The following is a 15317-nucleotide window of genomic DNA, read 5'->3' as shown; positions in this document are numbered from 1 at the left end:
ATCGAAAATAATTTATTCCAACTTTCCTGCGCGCCACAATTTCGCTCCATGAGCAAAAGATAACGAAAGTGCGTTCATATTCGCGGAAGTGTGCAAAATCTTTGCAATTTTCTGCGTGTGTATTGTATTTGCTTGCTCGTCTAACTTTTTTGCGTAAACTCGCATTCCGCGTGCAATAATCGAAGTAAAAGCTGAAGATCGGTAAAGCGCTACAGCAAAATCGCCTGTAAAAGCGCCAGAAAGAATAGAATCCGCAAGTCGTGCAATGTCTTCTCCAGTAGGAGCGTCGTCAATTCCTGTAATAGCTGAAGCGCTTGTTGTTTCAGGCTCGCCAAGACTCCAGTACTCAGCGTAAGCTTCGCGCTGTTTTCGTAGCGACATGCGCAGTAAATACAGTCGCCACAACATTCCAGGAATAGATTCCGCTTCAGCGCTACTCCACAAATCTGCAATAACTTCAATGCCTTCATTCTCAACCAAATTCAGCACGCGTTCAACGATTTCCGGTGACTGCGTTTTATGAACGCGGTTAAGCAAAACGGCGGCGGAGGTGTGGCTAATTTCGTTTACAACCTGCGGGTCTGTGCCGCCTTCAATCTGTGCTAGCATTGCAGGATCCATTTGTGCAGGCCGGCTTGGACGGGCAGCTCCAGTAGGGCTTGGCATAAAAGCAGATCTGCTTGAATGAATAGAACTCGATTGTGAATTTAAACTAGTAGACACTTGGCAGAACCTTTTCAATATCAATAATGCGAGCACCTTTAGGGGTATTAATTATGTGCAAAACTATTGCGCTTCCTGTAGGCATGTATGGAGATTTTTGACTGAGTATGCGCTTGTGAGCTCTAGGTTTTGTTATTTCGCGCAAATAATCGAAGAAAGTGCCAATAACCGGTCGGTGCAAGCATATGACTGTTGCGCTGTTGGCTAAGCTTGTGCTGTTGGCTGTGCTTACATTGCTAGTTTCGCTTGTATTTTGTGCGTTGCACTCAAGATTTTGTATTTCTTTTATAAGCACAGATAGCGTAGATTTTGGTTGTTTCTCGTGATGATCTTCAGTAAGTTCCGCAACTTGTTCTATTGGAAGTGAAGAGTCGTGCGCAAAAGCCGCAACCGTTTCAACGCAACGCTTCCAAGGTGACGATATGATTTTATTCGGCGCGTAGCAGGCAAGTTCGCGACCTAGAGCGTAGGAGGTGGCTGCTCCAAGAGGTGTGATTGGTCGAGTGGCTTCGCTTCCTTGCCAAGTTTTTCGAGACTCAGCTTTTCCGTGACGCACCAGAAGCAGCGTGCTATATTCTGCTTGACCTGCGTGGAGCTTTTCTAAGAAAGCATCCAGCACTTCGCGGTCGCTATCGTGAGTAAGTTTTTTGCGCGCTTGAGAAGGAGTAAGCCATAAAACATTGCCAATTTCAGTAGGCTTAGCTGGCTTAATTGGTCCGAAAGCAGGAAGACGCTTCGCTGCAGTTGGCTTATCGATTAGGCGCATCATCCAGTAGTGGATTCGCTTTATTACTTCCGGCTGAGAATTGCGTGATGCGTTGCCGTTTTTAGAGGCTTGTTTTTTGCCTTCATGCTCAAGTGGATACTCTATTTTGGCGATGTGTGGGCCGAGCGCGACTGAATATCCTGTTTCTTCTCCAACTTCGCGCACAGCTGTGTGGCGATGCGATTCGTTCGGCTCGTTCTTTCCTTTTGGCCAGCTCCAATCGTCATATTTAGGACGGTAAACAAGGCAAAGTTCAAAGTCGTCGTCGCTAGGCTTTATTGCACTGCTGCCTGTTTTTGCATCTTCGCCTGCGTTTGAGCTGTTTGTACTATTGCGCTTGCGATAAATAATCCCGCCAGCTGCTTCAACGTATTGCGTCGTTACTGCACTCATATTCACTATTTTAGCGTTTTTCTTTCGCGAATTTTAGTTGCGCTTGGTTATTTATTGCAATTCGATTATTTGCCCATTTGGTTAGAGTCAATTTAGTTGCTGATTTTCGTATATTTGCGCTGCTTACGTTTATTACGGTTATGACTGTGACGAAAGTGCTGTGACTGTCATTTTTCTCGTCTATGGCAGTGATTTCATATGCATGACTGTCATTTTTTCGATTTTGAACATGATTTACTATATTTTGACAGTGAGCTTACGTATTTTGACCGAGATGCGTAGACTTATGACAGTCATTTTGACTTCCGTGACTGTGATACCCCATTTATGACTGTGATGCAGATGTGCTGAATAAATCAGATATTTTGTTATGTAACCCAAAATTCCCAAAACTGGCAAATGGTGTTGTAAAAAACATGCCAAAACTGGCAAATAATTGCTCAAAAAACATCCTAAAACTGGCAAATAATGGTATAATCGCTGTAATAGCAACAATAAAAAGAGTAAGCCATGGAACGACTAGCATTACAAAAATTAATCGCCTGGAACATAAAACCGAATCGTAAGCCGCTAATTATATGGGGTGCGCGCCAGGTTGGTAAAACATATCTAGTAAAAGAACTTTTTGCGGAAAAATATTATAAAAATAGTTATATTTACATCGATCTTAAAAAAGAAGATGAGGTTCGTAACTTTTGCGAAAGCACAGCAAACGCAGAAAAAATTATCGAATACTTGTCTTTGCGATTTTCAAAGCCTATAAATGAAAGCACGTTGCTGATTTTTGACGAGATTCAAGAATGTCCAAACATTATTTCGTCGCTTAAATATTTTTGCCAAGATTTTAGAAAAATTCACGTAATTGCAACGGGCTCAATGGTGCGTATTAAATTGCATCGCGAATCTCGCAAGCAGAATGCTGAAAAAACAGCAAAAGACCAATTCCTTTTTCCTGTAGGAAAAATCGACCAGATAACAATCTATCCAATGACTTTTGGTGAATTCCTACTAAATAACAACAGTCTTCTCTACACAAAGGTGCGCGAAGCATATGATTCTAAGCAGGCGCTGCCTACAGAAATTCACAATCTTGCGTTAAATGAAGTGTATAAATATCTGCTAATTGGAGGCATGCCAGAAGCGGTAGAAGCATATATTGAGCGCAAAGATTTACTGGAAACGCGTGAGATTTTGCGCTCGCTGTATGACAATTATCTTGCGGACATGGAATTGTATCAGGCAAGCAGTGAGTCAATTTTAAGATCTCGGCTTCTATTTGAAAATATTTTTAGGGAGCTTAATAAGGAGTCAAAAAACTTTTCAGCCGGTCTTATTAAAAAAGACGGTAGGACTAGAGATTTTGCAACGTCTATTCAGTGGCTGCTTATGACTCATATTGTTAATCAGTCGTTCCAACTCAAAGAGCATATAACTATGCCACTTATGCAAGAAAACGAAAGCAATTTCCGACTATTTTTGTGCGATATTGGCATGTTCTCGTATCAAAGCGGAGTGAATGCAGCATCTTTTATTTCAAACGAAAGAGACAATACACTATCTGGCATTTTCTTCGAAAATTACGTTGCAAACGAACTTAGCGCAAATGGTTTAAAACTGTTTTATTGGCGCGGAAAATCAGATTCAGAATTGGAATTTATAGTTGAATCAAATAACAAACTTTTCCCGATTGATGTTAAAAAAGGCAGAGGAACACTTAATTCTCTAAATAAGTTTGCAATGCATAACAAGTTTGAGTTCGCAATAAAAGTTTCTAAAAATAATTATGGTTATGACGCAAATCAGAAAATTGCGACCATGCCATTTTATTTCATGCCGTTTGTGGCTGGCAATTTGGCCGCTGGAACGCTTGAGATTTAGGCGGTTTAGAAGGAATAATAAACACAACAAGAGCCAGAAACATGTTACTGAATCTGACTCTTGTTTATTGTTTGTTAATTACTTGCGATTAGTTCGCACCGCGAGGCTTACGCGTGTGAGTATGAATCAAGTAAGCCTGGCTGTCAACGAGCGGACGGCCTTCCTTATCGCGAGAATGCAAGGTATACGTGCCGTCGCCATCCATCCACCAGGAAACTGTAGAATTAGCCATTTGCAAATCAACATACTGAATTAATGCTTCAACTTGATCAGGCGCAGTAATGCGAACTAGGGTTTCAACTCGACGATCAAGATTGCGGTGCATCAAATCTGCAGAGCCAATCCACACTTCTGGACCACTTGCAGGACCGTCACCAATCTGCGGGCCACAAGAATTAGCGAATGCGTAAATACGGCTGTGCTCAAGGAATCGACCAAGAATAGAGCGAACGCGAATATTCTCACTCAATCCCTCAATGCCAGGCTTCAGTGAGCAAATTCCACGCTCAACAATATCAATCTTCACGCCAGCTTGAGAAGCACGGTATAAAGCGTCAATAGTTTGCTCATCAACTACGGAATTGACTTTAATCTTAATCCATGCTTCCTTGCCAGCAAGTGCTGCGGCTTCCTCACGGTGAATACGCTGAATAATGCCAGTGCGAACTGTTCGTGGAGCTACAAGCAAGCGATGGAAGCTTGACTTTGGAGCATAACCGGAAAGCTGGTTAAACAAGCGAGTCAAATCCTGTCCGACTACAGGATCGCAAGTAAGCAATCCCAAATCCGTGTAAAGGCGAGCAGTCTTAGGATTGTAATTACCTGTGCCAACGTGGCAGTAGCGACGCAACCCTTCTGCTTCTTGGCGTACCACGAGTGAAAGCTTGCAGTGAGTCTTCAAACCAACAATGCCGTACACAACGTGAACGCCTGCGCGCTCAAGCTTACGAGCCCAAGCAATATTTGCGTCCTCGTCAAATCGTGCCTTAATCTCAACCAGCGCGAGTACCTGCTTTCCGGCGTGGGCTGCGTCAACAAGAGCGTCAATAATTGGCGAATTGCTAGACGTACGGTACAAAGTCTGCTTAATTGCAAGTACTTTTGGATCCGCAGCAGCCTGCGCGAGGAATGCCTGCACAGAAGTAGAGAACGAATCGTAAGGATGATGCAACAAAATGTCATGCTCGCGAATAGAAGCGAAAATATCTTGCGCGTGGCTAGTTTCAACTTCCGCAATCTGACGGTTCGTAGTAGGAATGAACGGACGATACTTCAAATCTGGGCGATCAAGCGCCTGCAATTCAAACAATACCGTCATATCAAGCGGCGAAGGCAAGCGATAGACTTCCTCAGGGCTTACGCGAAGCTGATTTGCAAGAAGCTGAGAAAGGAATGGGCTGGCCTCGTTAGAAATTTCCAAACGAATTGGCGGTCCAAAGCGGCGGCGAAGAAGTTCCTTCTCCATAGCGTTGAGCAGATTTTCTGCGTCATCTTCCTCAACGTCAATATCCTCGTTGCGTGTAACGCGGAAGGAACGAGCTTCCTTAATAATCATGCCTGGGAAAAGCGATTCCAAGTGTGCTGCAATCAGCTTTTCCATAGTGATGAAGCCGTAGCGCTCTTCGCGACCTTCTTCGTCTGTTAAATCGTCAACTGGTACAAGACGGTTCAAATTATCTGGAATTTTTACACGCGCAAAATGCGACTTTCCAGAATTTGGATTTTCGACGATAACAGCCAAGTTAATAGACTTGCCGGAAATGTATGGGAATGGGTGAGCAGGATCCACTGCAAGAGGCGTAAGAACAGGGAAAACTTGCTTTTTGTAGTAATCAGACAAGCGAGCCTTTTCTGAGTCCGTAAGCTTATCCCAGCTGAGCAAAACAATGCGCTGTTTCGCAAGCTCAGGGAGAATATGATCAATCACATAATGTGCATGTTCATCTTGGCGGCGGTGAGTAACCTCGCTAATAGCGCGCAACTGCTGACGAGGGCTTAATCCAGATGCTGCAGTTACTGCTATGCCGGAATCGATGCGACGCTTTAAGCCTGCGACTCGAACCATAAAGAATTCGTCGAGATTTGACGCAAAGATAGCAGCAAAATTAGCGCGTTCAAGTAGTGGTAAATCGGTATTTTGTGCCAACTCAAGCACGCGGCGATTAAATTTCAACCAGCTTAATTCTCGATCAAAGAACCGATCTTTTGGCAACGGTAACTCGCCCTCACGAGCTTCACGTTTTTCTGCCTTTTCGTCTTCGGCGATGTGCTCTGCAATTTGACCGCGCAGAATCGCCTTTGAGGGAGCGTCAAAAATTTGTACCATACTCTGTAATTGTATGCGCTGTAAGAGAAGTGCGCGACTGAGTGTCGATGTTGTGAGAGGGTATTTAATTGCAATGTCGTTACAATTTGAAGTCGAGTTGAGATTGATTTTTAATAAGACTGATTTTTGAGGAGTATTGCTAGTTGAGTGCGACGGCGCGTCATTGTCAAGAGGACGGCAAAGGATAAACCGACCTTTGCGCCGCCGCTCTTAGATCGTATCGCAACACGCCGATGGCTGTGCGATGTGAACGTAAATTCACATGACAACCTTTGCATGTTCACAAAATGCCGCAAGAGTTGCGATTTTTCGTGTGCAATTGAACAGTAGTGACAATATGTTAACAAAGGCTAATTTGCTCTTTACTATTAGGCGAAAAACGATGATAATAATAATTACAAAAACAAAAAAGAGATAGCGGTAACCCACAAAAGTGTATGGATATAGAATCCGTGGACGTTGGACGGGATATTTAAGACTTGAACCGTTGCAACGAGGATGTTGTGCAGATGAAACCGCAGATATTGTTTTTGTAGATAAGAGGCTCGTCAAAGTGGCGAGCCTCTTTTGATGTGGGGGCGATTTTACTGCTCATGCAGGCTGTCGCACGCATAAGGGAAACTATCAAAGAATAATTGTTGGAATTCATTTTCTTAGCTTCTTTGAAAATGAGAATATATTGTGTTCCATGCTGTGCTAATCGCAATTGCGAGTTGTTGGACGATTGTTAAGCGACGAGTCGTTATTTATACGCGTGATTACGTGTGTGGAGTTTGAAACAGGTAAGAAGGATCGAAAGACCATGCAACATTCGTTTATGGCAACGTTGGCTGCAGAATTTATTGGCACTGCTATTCTTATGATTTTCGGAAACGGTGCTGTTGCAAACGTTGAATTAAAAAATACTAAAGGACACCATGCTGGTTGGTTAAATATTGCTATGGGCTACGGTTTTGGTGTTATGTTCCCAGTGCTCATGTTTGGCGGAATTTCCGGCGCGCATATCAATCCTGCTATGACAATTGCGCAAGCAGTTTGCGGAATGTTCCCTTGGGCAAACGTACTTCCATATATTGTTGCACAGCTTTTGGGTGCATTGGTTGGCCAGCTTATTGTGTACGTAACTTATTTACCGCACTACAACGAAACTGAGGAGCCAGGAGCTATTCTTGGCACTTTCTGCACTACGGATGCTTATAACAACAAACTTAACTACTTCCTTAACGAATTCTTCGGCACGCTTGTGCTTGTTCTAGCTGCACTTTGCTGCCTTACTTCTCCTTGGGGTGAGAAGAATTTGGCCGGTGCTTCAATCGTTGTTGGCTTCGTTGTTTGGGGTTTGGTGACTTCTATGGGCGGCCCAACTGGTCCTGCTTTGAATCCTGCTCGTGATCTTATGCCGCGTTTGCTTCACGAAATTTTGCCAATTCCGCATAAGGGATCTTCTCGCTGGGGTGAAGCGTGGATTCCGGTTATTGCTCCTATTGCCGGCGCAATCTTGGGTGTGGTTATGTATAAGTCGTTATTTGCATAAAACCATTTGCTTGTAACTGTGATTGATTATGATTGATTGCGGTTTATTGCGATTGTAAGAAGCGCGTAATGCTAGTATGAATGCGTTACGCGCTTTTTGTTTTGCAAGTTTATACTTTGCAAACTTGTGCTTATTAAGAAAGATATTGGAAAAGATATTAAGAAAGATTTTAAGAAAGACGAAATCATGTTTTCTAAGTCAACTATTGCAATTGGGCGTTTTGCGCCTACTCCTTCCGGGCGTATGCATATTGGAAACATGGTTGCTATGCTTGCGGCTTGGCTTTCTGCAAAATCGCAAGGCGGCCACATGATTTTGCGTTTGGAAGATCTTGATATTGCGCGCATGCCAAAGGATGCTAGCGCGCGAGTGATTGACGACTTGCATTGGGTTGGGCTTGATTGGGTTGGCGAGCCAACTTATCAGCATGAGCGCACTGCAATCTACCAAGAAGCTCTTGAATCCCTAGAATCTTTGCAAGACGACGACGGAAATTCGCTAATCTACCCATGTTTTTGCTCGCGTTCCGATATTCGCGCAATCGCAGCTCCGCAGGAAGGCGACGGTTTTATACGTTACCCGGGTACGTGCAGAAATCTTCGTAAAAACGCGCAAGGTTTGGCGCAAATCAAAAAGCGTTTGCAAAATAATCAGCAACATTCTTTAAGGCTTGCTGTTCCCTCGACTGATTCGAGGCAAGCAAATATTGATTTTGAAGATGCGATTTTTGGTGCGCAATCTTTTAATATTAATCGCGATTTGGGGGACATGGTGATTCGCCGCGCTGATGGCGTTTTTTCGTACCAGCTTGCGGTTGTTGTTGACGATGTTTTGAGCGGAGTAAATGACATTGTGCGCGGACGTGATTTGTTGCGTTCGGCAGCGTTGCAGATTTGGATTGGTGAGCTGCTTGAAAAATCGGGATTTTTTGCGGCTCACGGTACGCATTATGTGCGTCCGCAATTTGCGCATTTGCCGCTTATTGACAACGCACAAGGCGAGCGACTTGCAAAAAGTAAGCACTCGTTAGACGTCGGTACGCTTCGTGAAGCTGGCTGGAGTGCCGAGCGCATGATTGGCTATTGCATGTATCTTTTGGGATACAAGAATCCTGAGCAAAATCAGCCTGTAGATATGAATGCTGCCGATGCTCTCGCGTTATTTGAAAGCGACGAAACGCCGTGGGATTCTGTTCGCACAAACCTAGCCGACAAATCCGTGCCCTTCCTTGACTAAACTATGTATTTAAAATGGGAAAAGGAAGGGTTGAAATGAAATTTAGTGAATTGAGTAAAGAAGAGCAAAAAGATCTTGCGGAATATGGCGAGATTATTTCAAGAGAAATGGAAGCAAAATCGGAACCAGATCCAGGAGATCCAACTTTGGATTCTCGCTGGGATCCATCTCGTGAATTGAGCAGATTGAATTATCGCCGTCACGCAATTGAAAAAGAGATAAATGAGGCTGTGTACAAAAGCCGCAAAAATGGTCAGTCTTGGAATACAATAGGTCGCGCACTTGGAGTTACTGCAGAAGCTGCACGTCGTAAATATAGTGATAAAATTCCTCAATTAGTGTGACTATTTTTTATGAGATTAGATTGGGGGCAATAAATGGCATATATGACGCAAAAAGATTTAGCGAATACTGGGGTCGATTGTGTTCGTGCGCGTCAAATTGCCGACGGTGTGCACAGCATGCAAGACGTCATTGCTCAAGCCGAATCGCATTATGGGCGCAAAGCTGGATCTGTTACGCTACTTGCCGCGACTAAAACGCGAGATGTTGGCGAAATTATGGCAGCGCTTAAAGCCGGAGTGCGTGTAATTGGGGAAAATCGCCCGCAAGAAATCGTTGCAAAAGCCGAAATTTTACGCGCGGAAGCTGCTAGAGAACGTTTAAGCGTTGGTGTAAACGGCGAAATTCCGCTCTATTTAATTGGTCAGTTGCAAAGCAATAAAATAAACAAAGTCTTGCCGCTTGCAAATGGTATTCAGTCGGTTGACGGCATTGATCTTGCGCAAAAAATATCTGCTCGCGCGCAAAATCTGGGACTTGGTGTAGACGTTATGTTGGAAGTGAACGTTTCGGGAGAAGCTACAAAATCCGGATGTGCGCCAGAACGTGCGATTGACGAAGCGCTCGCTATATCTAGTCTTCCGGCGCTTCATTTGCACGGATTTATGACGCTCGGAGCGCGCGTGGATGATGAAAAAATAGTGAGAAGTGGTTTCGCAAAATTGCGAGAAATTAGAGATTGTGTGAGTGAACAACTCGCGCAAGATCATGATGGAAACTCTGCAAAATTAGAGCTTTCGATGGGAATGTCCGGCGATTTTGCGTGGGCGATTGCCGAAGGCTCAACGATGGTCCGAATCGGTTCGGCAATCTTTGGCCCACGCGCATTTGTGTAGTCTTAAGTTTTGCCTAGTTTCTCATTGCTATCTTTTACTTTTATTGCCGTTACGCATGCACAATCACATTGCGCAGCGAGCCAATACCATCTACGTGCACAATCGCTTCGTCACCAGCGCGTAAAGTTCCAGCTGGGTATGGAGTTCCTGTCAAAATCACATCTCCTGGAAGAAGCGTTGAGAAGCTTGAAATTGCAGCAATTTGTTCAGGAATACTGTGAATAAGTCGAGCTGTAGTGCCGTCGGCTTCTGGCACATTTTCACCATTAAGCGTAAATGAAATATGTGCATCGCGCCAATTTAGCTCGGTTGTAATCCAAGGTCCAAGTGGGCAAGAAGTGTCGAAACCTTTTGCGCGCGTCCACATTGGGTCGCTACCTGCGCAATCTCGTAAAGTTACGTCGTTTACGCAAGTAAAGCCAAAAACGTAATTCATTGCGGTATCTGCCGTCACATTTTTGGCGATTTTGCCCATAACAACTGCCACTTCTGGCTCAAAATTCATGTCGTTTGAGCAAGCAGGAATCACAATTGGATCGTCCGGACCAATTACAGAAGTGCTTGGCTTTGTAAAAATCACCATATCTGCAGCAGTATGCGAAGATGCCGCAGAAGAAGCAGCGCGCTCATCATCGGAACGCGTATCGTAATTTTTCGCCAATCCGTACACTTTTGAAGGAATTACAGGCACAAGCAAGCGCACGCCATCCGCATCCAACGCGTAACGTTTACCAGTTGGCTTAACTCCTTGCGGGCTTAAAGGATGCCCTTCAAGCGCTACTAAATAATCTTTACCGTCTGTTTCGTCTTTTTGAACGAAAGCGTATTGAGGAACTTCATTATAGGAAAAACGTGCAATTCTCATGCTTTTAAGATTACGACATATTTGCTACTTAATTAAGCATTGCTCGATACTTAACTAAACTTTGCTTGCTGCTTAATTAAATTATTTGCGTAAATTATTTGCGATTGAAAGTTCTTGAAAACAAAACTTGAGTCTAGTACACTCAAGTTTTAGGAATAAAGTTATAGGAAAATCTGTTATACGTATCAGATACATGAAAGTGAAAGCTCGTTAGAACTCGAAAGTATCGTCAAAAAGCTTGAAATTGCAATAAAAGTTGCAGCGATTTGACTTAACTGAAATGTGTTTTAGAGCTTTCGTGGAAATGAGGTAGATATGGAACAAAAGTTTACAACCTTAGCGCAAGACGCATTAAGCGACGCTGTGCAAAGTGCAGCGGCTGCTGGCAATGCGCAAGTTGACACCTTGCATTTGGCGGATGCTTTACTTCGCCAAGAGCAGGGCGTAGTGCGCGCGCTTATTGCGCAGACGGGGGCAGATGCGCAACAAATCGGCGCTGAAATTCGCAACGCATTAGTGGCATTGCCTTCATCTACTGGCTCAACTACAACTAAGCCAGACGCAAGCCGTCAGCTTTTGGCTGCGCTAAGCCAGGCAGAAAAAGAAATGCGCGCAATGGCAGACGAATACGTTTCTACGGAGCACATGCTTATTGGCATAGTTGCAAGCGCGCCGAATGCAGTTGCGGATATTTTCAAAAAGCATAATGTTTCTGCAGGCGCGCTGCGAAAAGCTGTGCCAACTGTGCGCGGAGGTGCGAAAGTGACGAGTCCGGATGCTGAAGGCAACTACAAAGCGCTCGAAAAGTATTCTGTTGATATGACTGCGCGCGCTCGCGAAGGAAAGCTCGACCCAGTAATTGGCCGCGACCAGGAGATTCGCCGCGTGATTCAAATTCTTTCTCGCCGCACGAAGAACAATCCTGTGCTAATTGGCGAGCCGGGCGTTGGAAAAACGGCAGTTGTAGAAGGATTAGCTCAGCGAATCGTTGCAGGAGATGTGCCTACGACTTTGCAAAACAAGCGTCTTATCAGTCTCGATTTGGCTTCGATGGTTGCAGGTTCGAAGTATCGCGGCGAGTTTGAGGAACGCTTAAAGGCAGTGTTGAAGGAAATTCAACAATCAGACGGTCAAATTATTACGTTTATTGACGAAATTCACACTGTTGTTGGCGCAGGATCTGCAGAAGGTTCAATGGATGCTGGCAATATGCTTAAGCCAATGCTTGCGCGCGGTGAGCTGCGTTTGGTTGGTGCAACTACGCTTAACGAGTATCGCGAGCATATTGAAAAGGATTCGGCGCTTGAACGCAGATTCCAGCAAGTGTTTGTTGGCGAACCGTCTGTTGAAGACACGGTGACGATTTTGCGCGGACTTAAGCAACGTTACGAAGCGCACCACAAGGTGACGATTAGTGACGATGCAATCGTAGCTGCGGCAACGCTTTCAAACCGCTATATTACTGGCAGACAGCTTCCAGATAAGGCGATTGATTTGGTAGATGAAGCGGCAGCTCACTTGCGTATGGAGCTTGATTCACAGCCAGAAGAGATCGACGAATTACAGCGCAAAGTTACGCGTCTTGAAATGGAAGAAATGCAATTGAAGAAAGCGGAAGATGCTGCTGCGCGCGAACGCTTAGAAAAGTTGCAGGAAGAATTGGCAAACTCGCGCGAAAAGCTTACTGGATTGAAAGCGCGTTGGGATGCGGAAAAGGCTGGCCATAACAAGGTTGGTGATTTGCGAGCGCAACTCGACGCTAAGCGCGTAGAAGCCGACAAATTCACGCGTGAAGGCAACTTGGAACAAGCAAGCCGTATTTTGTATGGCGAAATTCCAAGCATTCAAAAAGCTTTGGAAGAAGCAGAATCCGAGGCCTCTAACGCTAAGAGTGAAGCAAAAGAGCCAATGGTCCCAGACCAGGTTGATGCTGATTCTATTGCAGGAGTCGTTAGCGAATGGACGGGCATTCCTGTTGGTCGCTTGATGCAAGGCGAAAATGAGAAGCTGCTCAACATGGAAAAGGAGCTTTCTAAGCGCGTTGTTGGCCAAAGCGAAGCAATTCAGGCTATAGCGGATGCTGTGCGCAGGAGCCGCGCTGGAATTGCAGACCCGAATCGCCCGACTGGTTCCTTCTTGTTCTTGGGTCCTACTGGCGTTGGTAAGACGGAGCTTGCTAAGGCTCTTGCTGACTTTTTGTTTGATGACGAGCGTGCAATGGTTCGCATTGATATGAGCGAGTACATGGAAAAGGCTTCCGTTTCGCGGCTTATCGGTGCTGCTCCTGGTTACATTGGCTATGAGGAAGGCGGCCAGCTTACTGAAGCTGTGCGTAGACGTCCGTATTCTGTAGTGCTTTTTGACGAAGTTGAGAAGGCACATCCAGAAGTATTCGACGTTTTGTTGCAGGTTTTAGATGATGGTCGTTTGACTGACGGACAAGGTAGAACGGTTGATTTTACGAATACGATTTTGATTATGACATCAAACTTGGGTTCGCAATTCCTTGTGCAAGAAGGCTTGGACGATGCTGCTAAACGCAAGGCTGTTATGAATGCTGTTCACGCTGAGTTTAAGCCAGAGTTCATCAACCGTTTGGATGAGCTTGTTATGTTCCATCCGTTGAGCCGCGAAGAGCTTGGTGGAATTGTGGATATTCAAGTTCGTCAAGTGGCTGCACGCTTGAGCGACCGCCGTATTAGCTTGGATGTGAGTGATTCTGCTCGCGCTTGGCTTGCAGAGCATGGCTATGATCCAGTTTATGGTGCTCGTCCGTTGCGTAGATTGGTTCAGACAGAAATTGGCGATCAACTTGCGCGATTGCTGCTTTCTGGAAAGGTGCATGATGGTGCTCGCGTAGTTGCGGATTGTGCAGAGAGCGACGACCATGTAACTCTCAAGATTGCGTAATCTTGCACATTAATATTGCAATTAATATCGCACATTGCGCAGTGTTGATTTAATGTAGTCAAATAAAACAAAGCGTGCTGTTTATTGGATTATTTTCCAGTAGACGGCACGCTATTTTTGTATCTGAATAAAAAATATTTGTAGAATGAAGTTGTAATGAAAAGGTGGATTTCCCACTTAATTTTTCGAGTTATTGCTGATAATTGGCATTATAGGATATGCCTATCTTTTAAAATTTTAATTGGTTTTTGTAAAAATCTATTTTTTTTTTATATTGAATTATTATAGAATAAGCGTACGTATTCAGGGCTGAATACGTTATGAAGCAGATTGAAAATGGAGATACCAATTGGATAAAAGATGGCGTTGAATATTCTGGTGGCTGTATTTTTGGGTTTAGTGATACTCCTAGTGGCAACCCTGTCACCATGGAAGTTGGAAGTAATTAGTCTAGTTGATATAAATATCAAATTGCTATAACGTTAAGTGGGGAGATATGCAAGAATCATATACGGGCTCAGGTGTGCAACTTGTTAATGTGAATTTTTCGTATGGGAAAAAACAAATTTTGCATAATCTTTCTATAGATTTATCTTTTGGCATATGTGGTCTTTTGGGGCCAAATGGTGCTGGGAAAACTACTCTGCTTAACGTTATAGCGACTATTTATGCTCCCTCTAGTGGAAAACTTTTTGTTCATGGCTTTGATGTAACTTGTCGTGCGGAAAGGGCTAAAGCTCGGTCAAATATTGGTTATTTGCCACAATCATTTGAACTTATGAATGCATCGAGTGTGTTAAAAAATGTTCAATATGCCGCATGGGCGCGAGGTTTATCGTGGAGCGCTGCGTATCAAGCTGCTTGGAATGCTCTCAAACAGGTTGGCTTGGAAAAACAAGCACATCGCATCGTTGCTAAAATATCAGGAGGTCAGCGTCAGCGTGCTGGTATTGCTTGTGTGATTGCTAGTCAGCCTGCAGTACTAATACTTGATGAGCCTACTGTTGGTTTAGATCCTGAGCAGCGTATTGATATTCGTAATTTTCTTAAGTCTTATTCGCAAAAGCATACTGTTATTGTCAGTACACATTTAGTAGAAGATTTAGCAGTAATTGCGGATCGGGTTATAGTTCTTAATGAAGGAATTATATTGCTTGATGGGAAAATGGATAATCTTCTTCAATATGCTAATCGTGAAGATCTTATGGTAACTCCATGGGAATCAGGGTATAGACATTTGCTATCTAAATTTCATAAAAATTAGTAGTAGCAGTAACTAGATATGTATGGTTTCTTATTTTGTTAATGTGGTAGCAAGTAGGGATGTGATTAAATATGCGTCAATATTCTAACTTTTTAACTGAATTCAGATTTTTTACGAAAAATCATAAGAAGTGCACAATTGTTTCACATATTATGTCCCCATTATCTCTAATAAGCAGTTGTGTTTTTAGCTTATTTTTGATTGCATATCCTATTTTTTTGGGTGTGGCAAATTTTTTAGCGCA

General features: G+C 43.9%; 12 protein-coding genes. 8 read left to right on the top strand and 4 right to left on the bottom strand.

The genetic code is table 11. The annotated features are described in order from the left end of the window. Positions 1 to 12: 12 nt before the first annotated feature. Together HXT28_RS05660 and HXT28_RS05655 are read right to left on the bottom strand one after the other, a co-directional pair. On the bottom strand, positions 13 to 666 hold the full coding sequence (locus tag HXT28_RS05660) for a thymidine phosphorylase (RefSeq protein WP_422113363.1): 654 nt from the start codon (positions 664 to 666) through the stop codon (positions 13 to 15). A 46-nt stretch (positions 667 to 712) separates the two neighbouring features. Continuing rightward, complete coding sequence (locus HXT28_RS05655; protein ID WP_064346752.1) at positions 713 to 1882, bottom strand: NUDIX hydrolase; 1170 nt, start codon at positions 1880 to 1882, stop codon at positions 713 to 715. Positions 1883 to 2392: 510 nt separating this feature from the next. Here HXT28_RS05655 and HXT28_RS05650 point away from each other — a divergent pair. After that, positions 2393 to 3760 (top strand): ATP-binding protein, encoded by a 1368-nt coding sequence (locus tag HXT28_RS05650; protein ID WP_064346753.1) that lies wholly within the window; start codon positions 2393 to 2395, stop codon positions 3758 to 3760. An 88-nt stretch (positions 3761 to 3848) separates the two neighbouring features. Here the strand turns inward: HXT28_RS05650 and HXT28_RS05645 are convergent, their stop codons facing one another. Continuing rightward, positions 3849 to 6086, bottom strand: a complete 2238-nt coding sequence (locus HXT28_RS05645; RefSeq protein ID WP_016636786.1) for an RNA degradosome polyphosphate kinase — start codon at positions 6084 to 6086, stop codon at positions 3849 to 3851. Between the two features lie 802 nt (positions 6087 to 6888). Between HXT28_RS05645 and HXT28_RS05640 the strand changes: the two genes are divergently transcribed. The 4 genes from HXT28_RS05640 (at position 6889) to HXT28_RS05625 (ending at position 10034) form a co-directional block, all read left to right on the top strand. Beyond that, complete coding sequence (locus tag HXT28_RS05640) at positions 6889 to 7620, top strand: MIP/aquaporin family protein (protein ID WP_032814561.1); 732 nt, start codon at positions 6889 to 6891, stop codon at positions 7618 to 7620. Positions 7621 to 7806: 186 nt separating this feature from the next. Further along, positions 7807 to 8856: a glutamyl-Q tRNA(Asp) synthetase gene (locus HXT28_RS05635; protein ID WP_032814563.1), complete on the top strand. Its 1050-nt coding sequence runs from the start codon at positions 7807 to 7809 to the stop codon at positions 8854 to 8856. A gap of 35 nt (positions 8857 to 8891) precedes the next feature. Beyond that, positions 8892 to 9200 carry a hypothetical protein gene (locus HXT28_RS05630; RefSeq protein ID WP_032814559.1) on the top strand — a complete coding sequence of 103 codons (309 nt, stop codon included), beginning with the start codon at positions 8892 to 8894 and terminating at the stop codon, positions 9198 to 9200. Between the two features lie 33 nt (positions 9201 to 9233). Next, positions 9234 to 10034 carry a YggS family pyridoxal phosphate-dependent enzyme gene (locus tag HXT28_RS05625; protein ID WP_064346755.1) on the top strand — a complete coding sequence of 267 codons (801 nt, stop codon included), beginning with the start codon at positions 9234 to 9236 and terminating at the stop codon, positions 10032 to 10034. 49 nt (positions 10035 to 10083) lie between these two features. Here HXT28_RS05625 and HXT28_RS05620 read toward each other — a convergent pair whose 3' ends face one another. Then, the gene (locus HXT28_RS05620; protein ID WP_064346757.1) at positions 10084 to 10899 is read right to left on the bottom strand and encodes a fumarylacetoacetate hydrolase family protein; all 816 of its coding nucleotides are present in this window, start codon (positions 10897 to 10899) and stop codon (positions 10084 to 10086) included. Between the two features lie 315 nt (positions 10900 to 11214). On the opposite strand from HXT28_RS05620, the gene clpB reads away from it, so the two are divergent. From clpB to HXT28_RS05605, 3 genes are all read left to right on the top strand, one after another. Further along, on the top strand, positions 11215 to 13809 hold the full coding sequence (gene clpB, locus HXT28_RS05615) for an ATP-dependent chaperone ClpB (protein ID WP_422113362.1): 2595 nt from the start codon (positions 11215 to 11217) through the stop codon (positions 13807 to 13809). A gap of 320 nt (positions 13810 to 14129) precedes the next feature. Next, positions 14130 to 14258 carry a hypothetical protein gene (locus HXT28_RS05610; protein ID WP_422113361.1) on the top strand — a complete coding sequence of 43 codons (129 nt, stop codon included), beginning with the start codon at positions 14130 to 14132 and terminating at the stop codon, positions 14256 to 14258. A gap of 47 nt (positions 14259 to 14305) precedes the next feature. Next, positions 14306 to 15073 carry an ABC transporter ATP-binding protein gene (locus HXT28_RS05605; RefSeq protein ID WP_064346759.1) on the top strand — a complete coding sequence of 256 codons (768 nt, stop codon included), beginning with the start codon at positions 14306 to 14308 and terminating at the stop codon, positions 15071 to 15073. The last annotated feature ends 244 nt before the right edge of the window (positions 15074 to 15317 follow it).

The sequence above is a fragment of the Gardnerella washingtoni genome, assembly GCF_049262705.1.
Taxonomy (GTDB): Bacteria; Actinomycetota; Actinomycetes; order Actinomycetales; family Bifidobacteriaceae; genus Bifidobacterium; species Bifidobacterium vaginale_D.
The sequence above is the reverse complement of the archived record's forward strand: the minus strand, read 5'-3'. Positions and strand labels throughout refer to the sequence as shown.

What these genes read in the sequence shown, in the direction of transcription:
- clpB (WP_422113362.1), top strand. Translation starts at nt 11,215, where the DNA reads ATGGAACAAAAGTTTACAACCTTAGCGCAAGACGCATTAAGCGACGCT.
- HXT28_RS05620 (WP_064346757.1), bottom strand. Translation starts at nt 10,899, where the DNA reads ATGAGAATTGCACGTTTTTCCTATAATGAAGTTCCTCAATACGCTTTC.
- HXT28_RS05630 (WP_032814559.1), top strand. Translation starts at nt 8,892, where the DNA reads ATGAAATTTAGTGAATTGAGTAAAGAAGAGCAAAAAGATCTTGCGGAA.
- HXT28_RS05640 (WP_032814561.1), top strand. Translation starts at nt 6,889, where the DNA reads ATGCAACATTCGTTTATGGCAACGTTGGCTGCAGAATTTATTGGCACT.
- HXT28_RS05635 (WP_032814563.1), top strand. Translation starts at nt 7,807, where the DNA reads ATGTTTTCTAAGTCAACTATTGCAATTGGGCGTTTTGCGCCTACTCCT.
- HXT28_RS05650 (WP_064346753.1), top strand. Translation starts at nt 2,393, where the DNA reads ATGGAACGACTAGCATTACAAAAATTAATCGCCTGGAACATAAAACCG.
- HXT28_RS05625 (WP_064346755.1), top strand. Translation starts at nt 9,234, where the DNA reads ATGGCATATATGACGCAAAAAGATTTAGCGAATACTGGGGTCGATTGT.
- HXT28_RS05660 (WP_422113363.1), bottom strand. Translation starts at nt 666, where the DNA reads ATGCCAAGCCCTACTGGAGCTGCCCGTCCAAGCCGGCCTGCACAAATG.
- HXT28_RS05655 (WP_064346752.1), bottom strand. Translation starts at nt 1,882, where the DNA reads ATGAGTGCAGTAACGACGCAATACGTTGAAGCAGCTGGCGGGATTATT.
- HXT28_RS05605 (WP_064346759.1), top strand. Translation starts at nt 14,306, where the DNA reads ATGCAAGAATCATATACGGGCTCAGGTGTGCAACTTGTTAATGTGAAT.
- HXT28_RS05645 (WP_016636786.1), bottom strand. Translation starts at nt 6,086, where the DNA reads ATGGTACAAATTTTTGACGCTCCCTCAAAGGCGATTCTGCGCGGTCAA.
- HXT28_RS05610 (WP_422113361.1), top strand. Translation starts at nt 14,130, where the DNA reads ATGAAGCAGATTGAAAATGGAGATACCAATTGGATAAAAGATGGCGTT.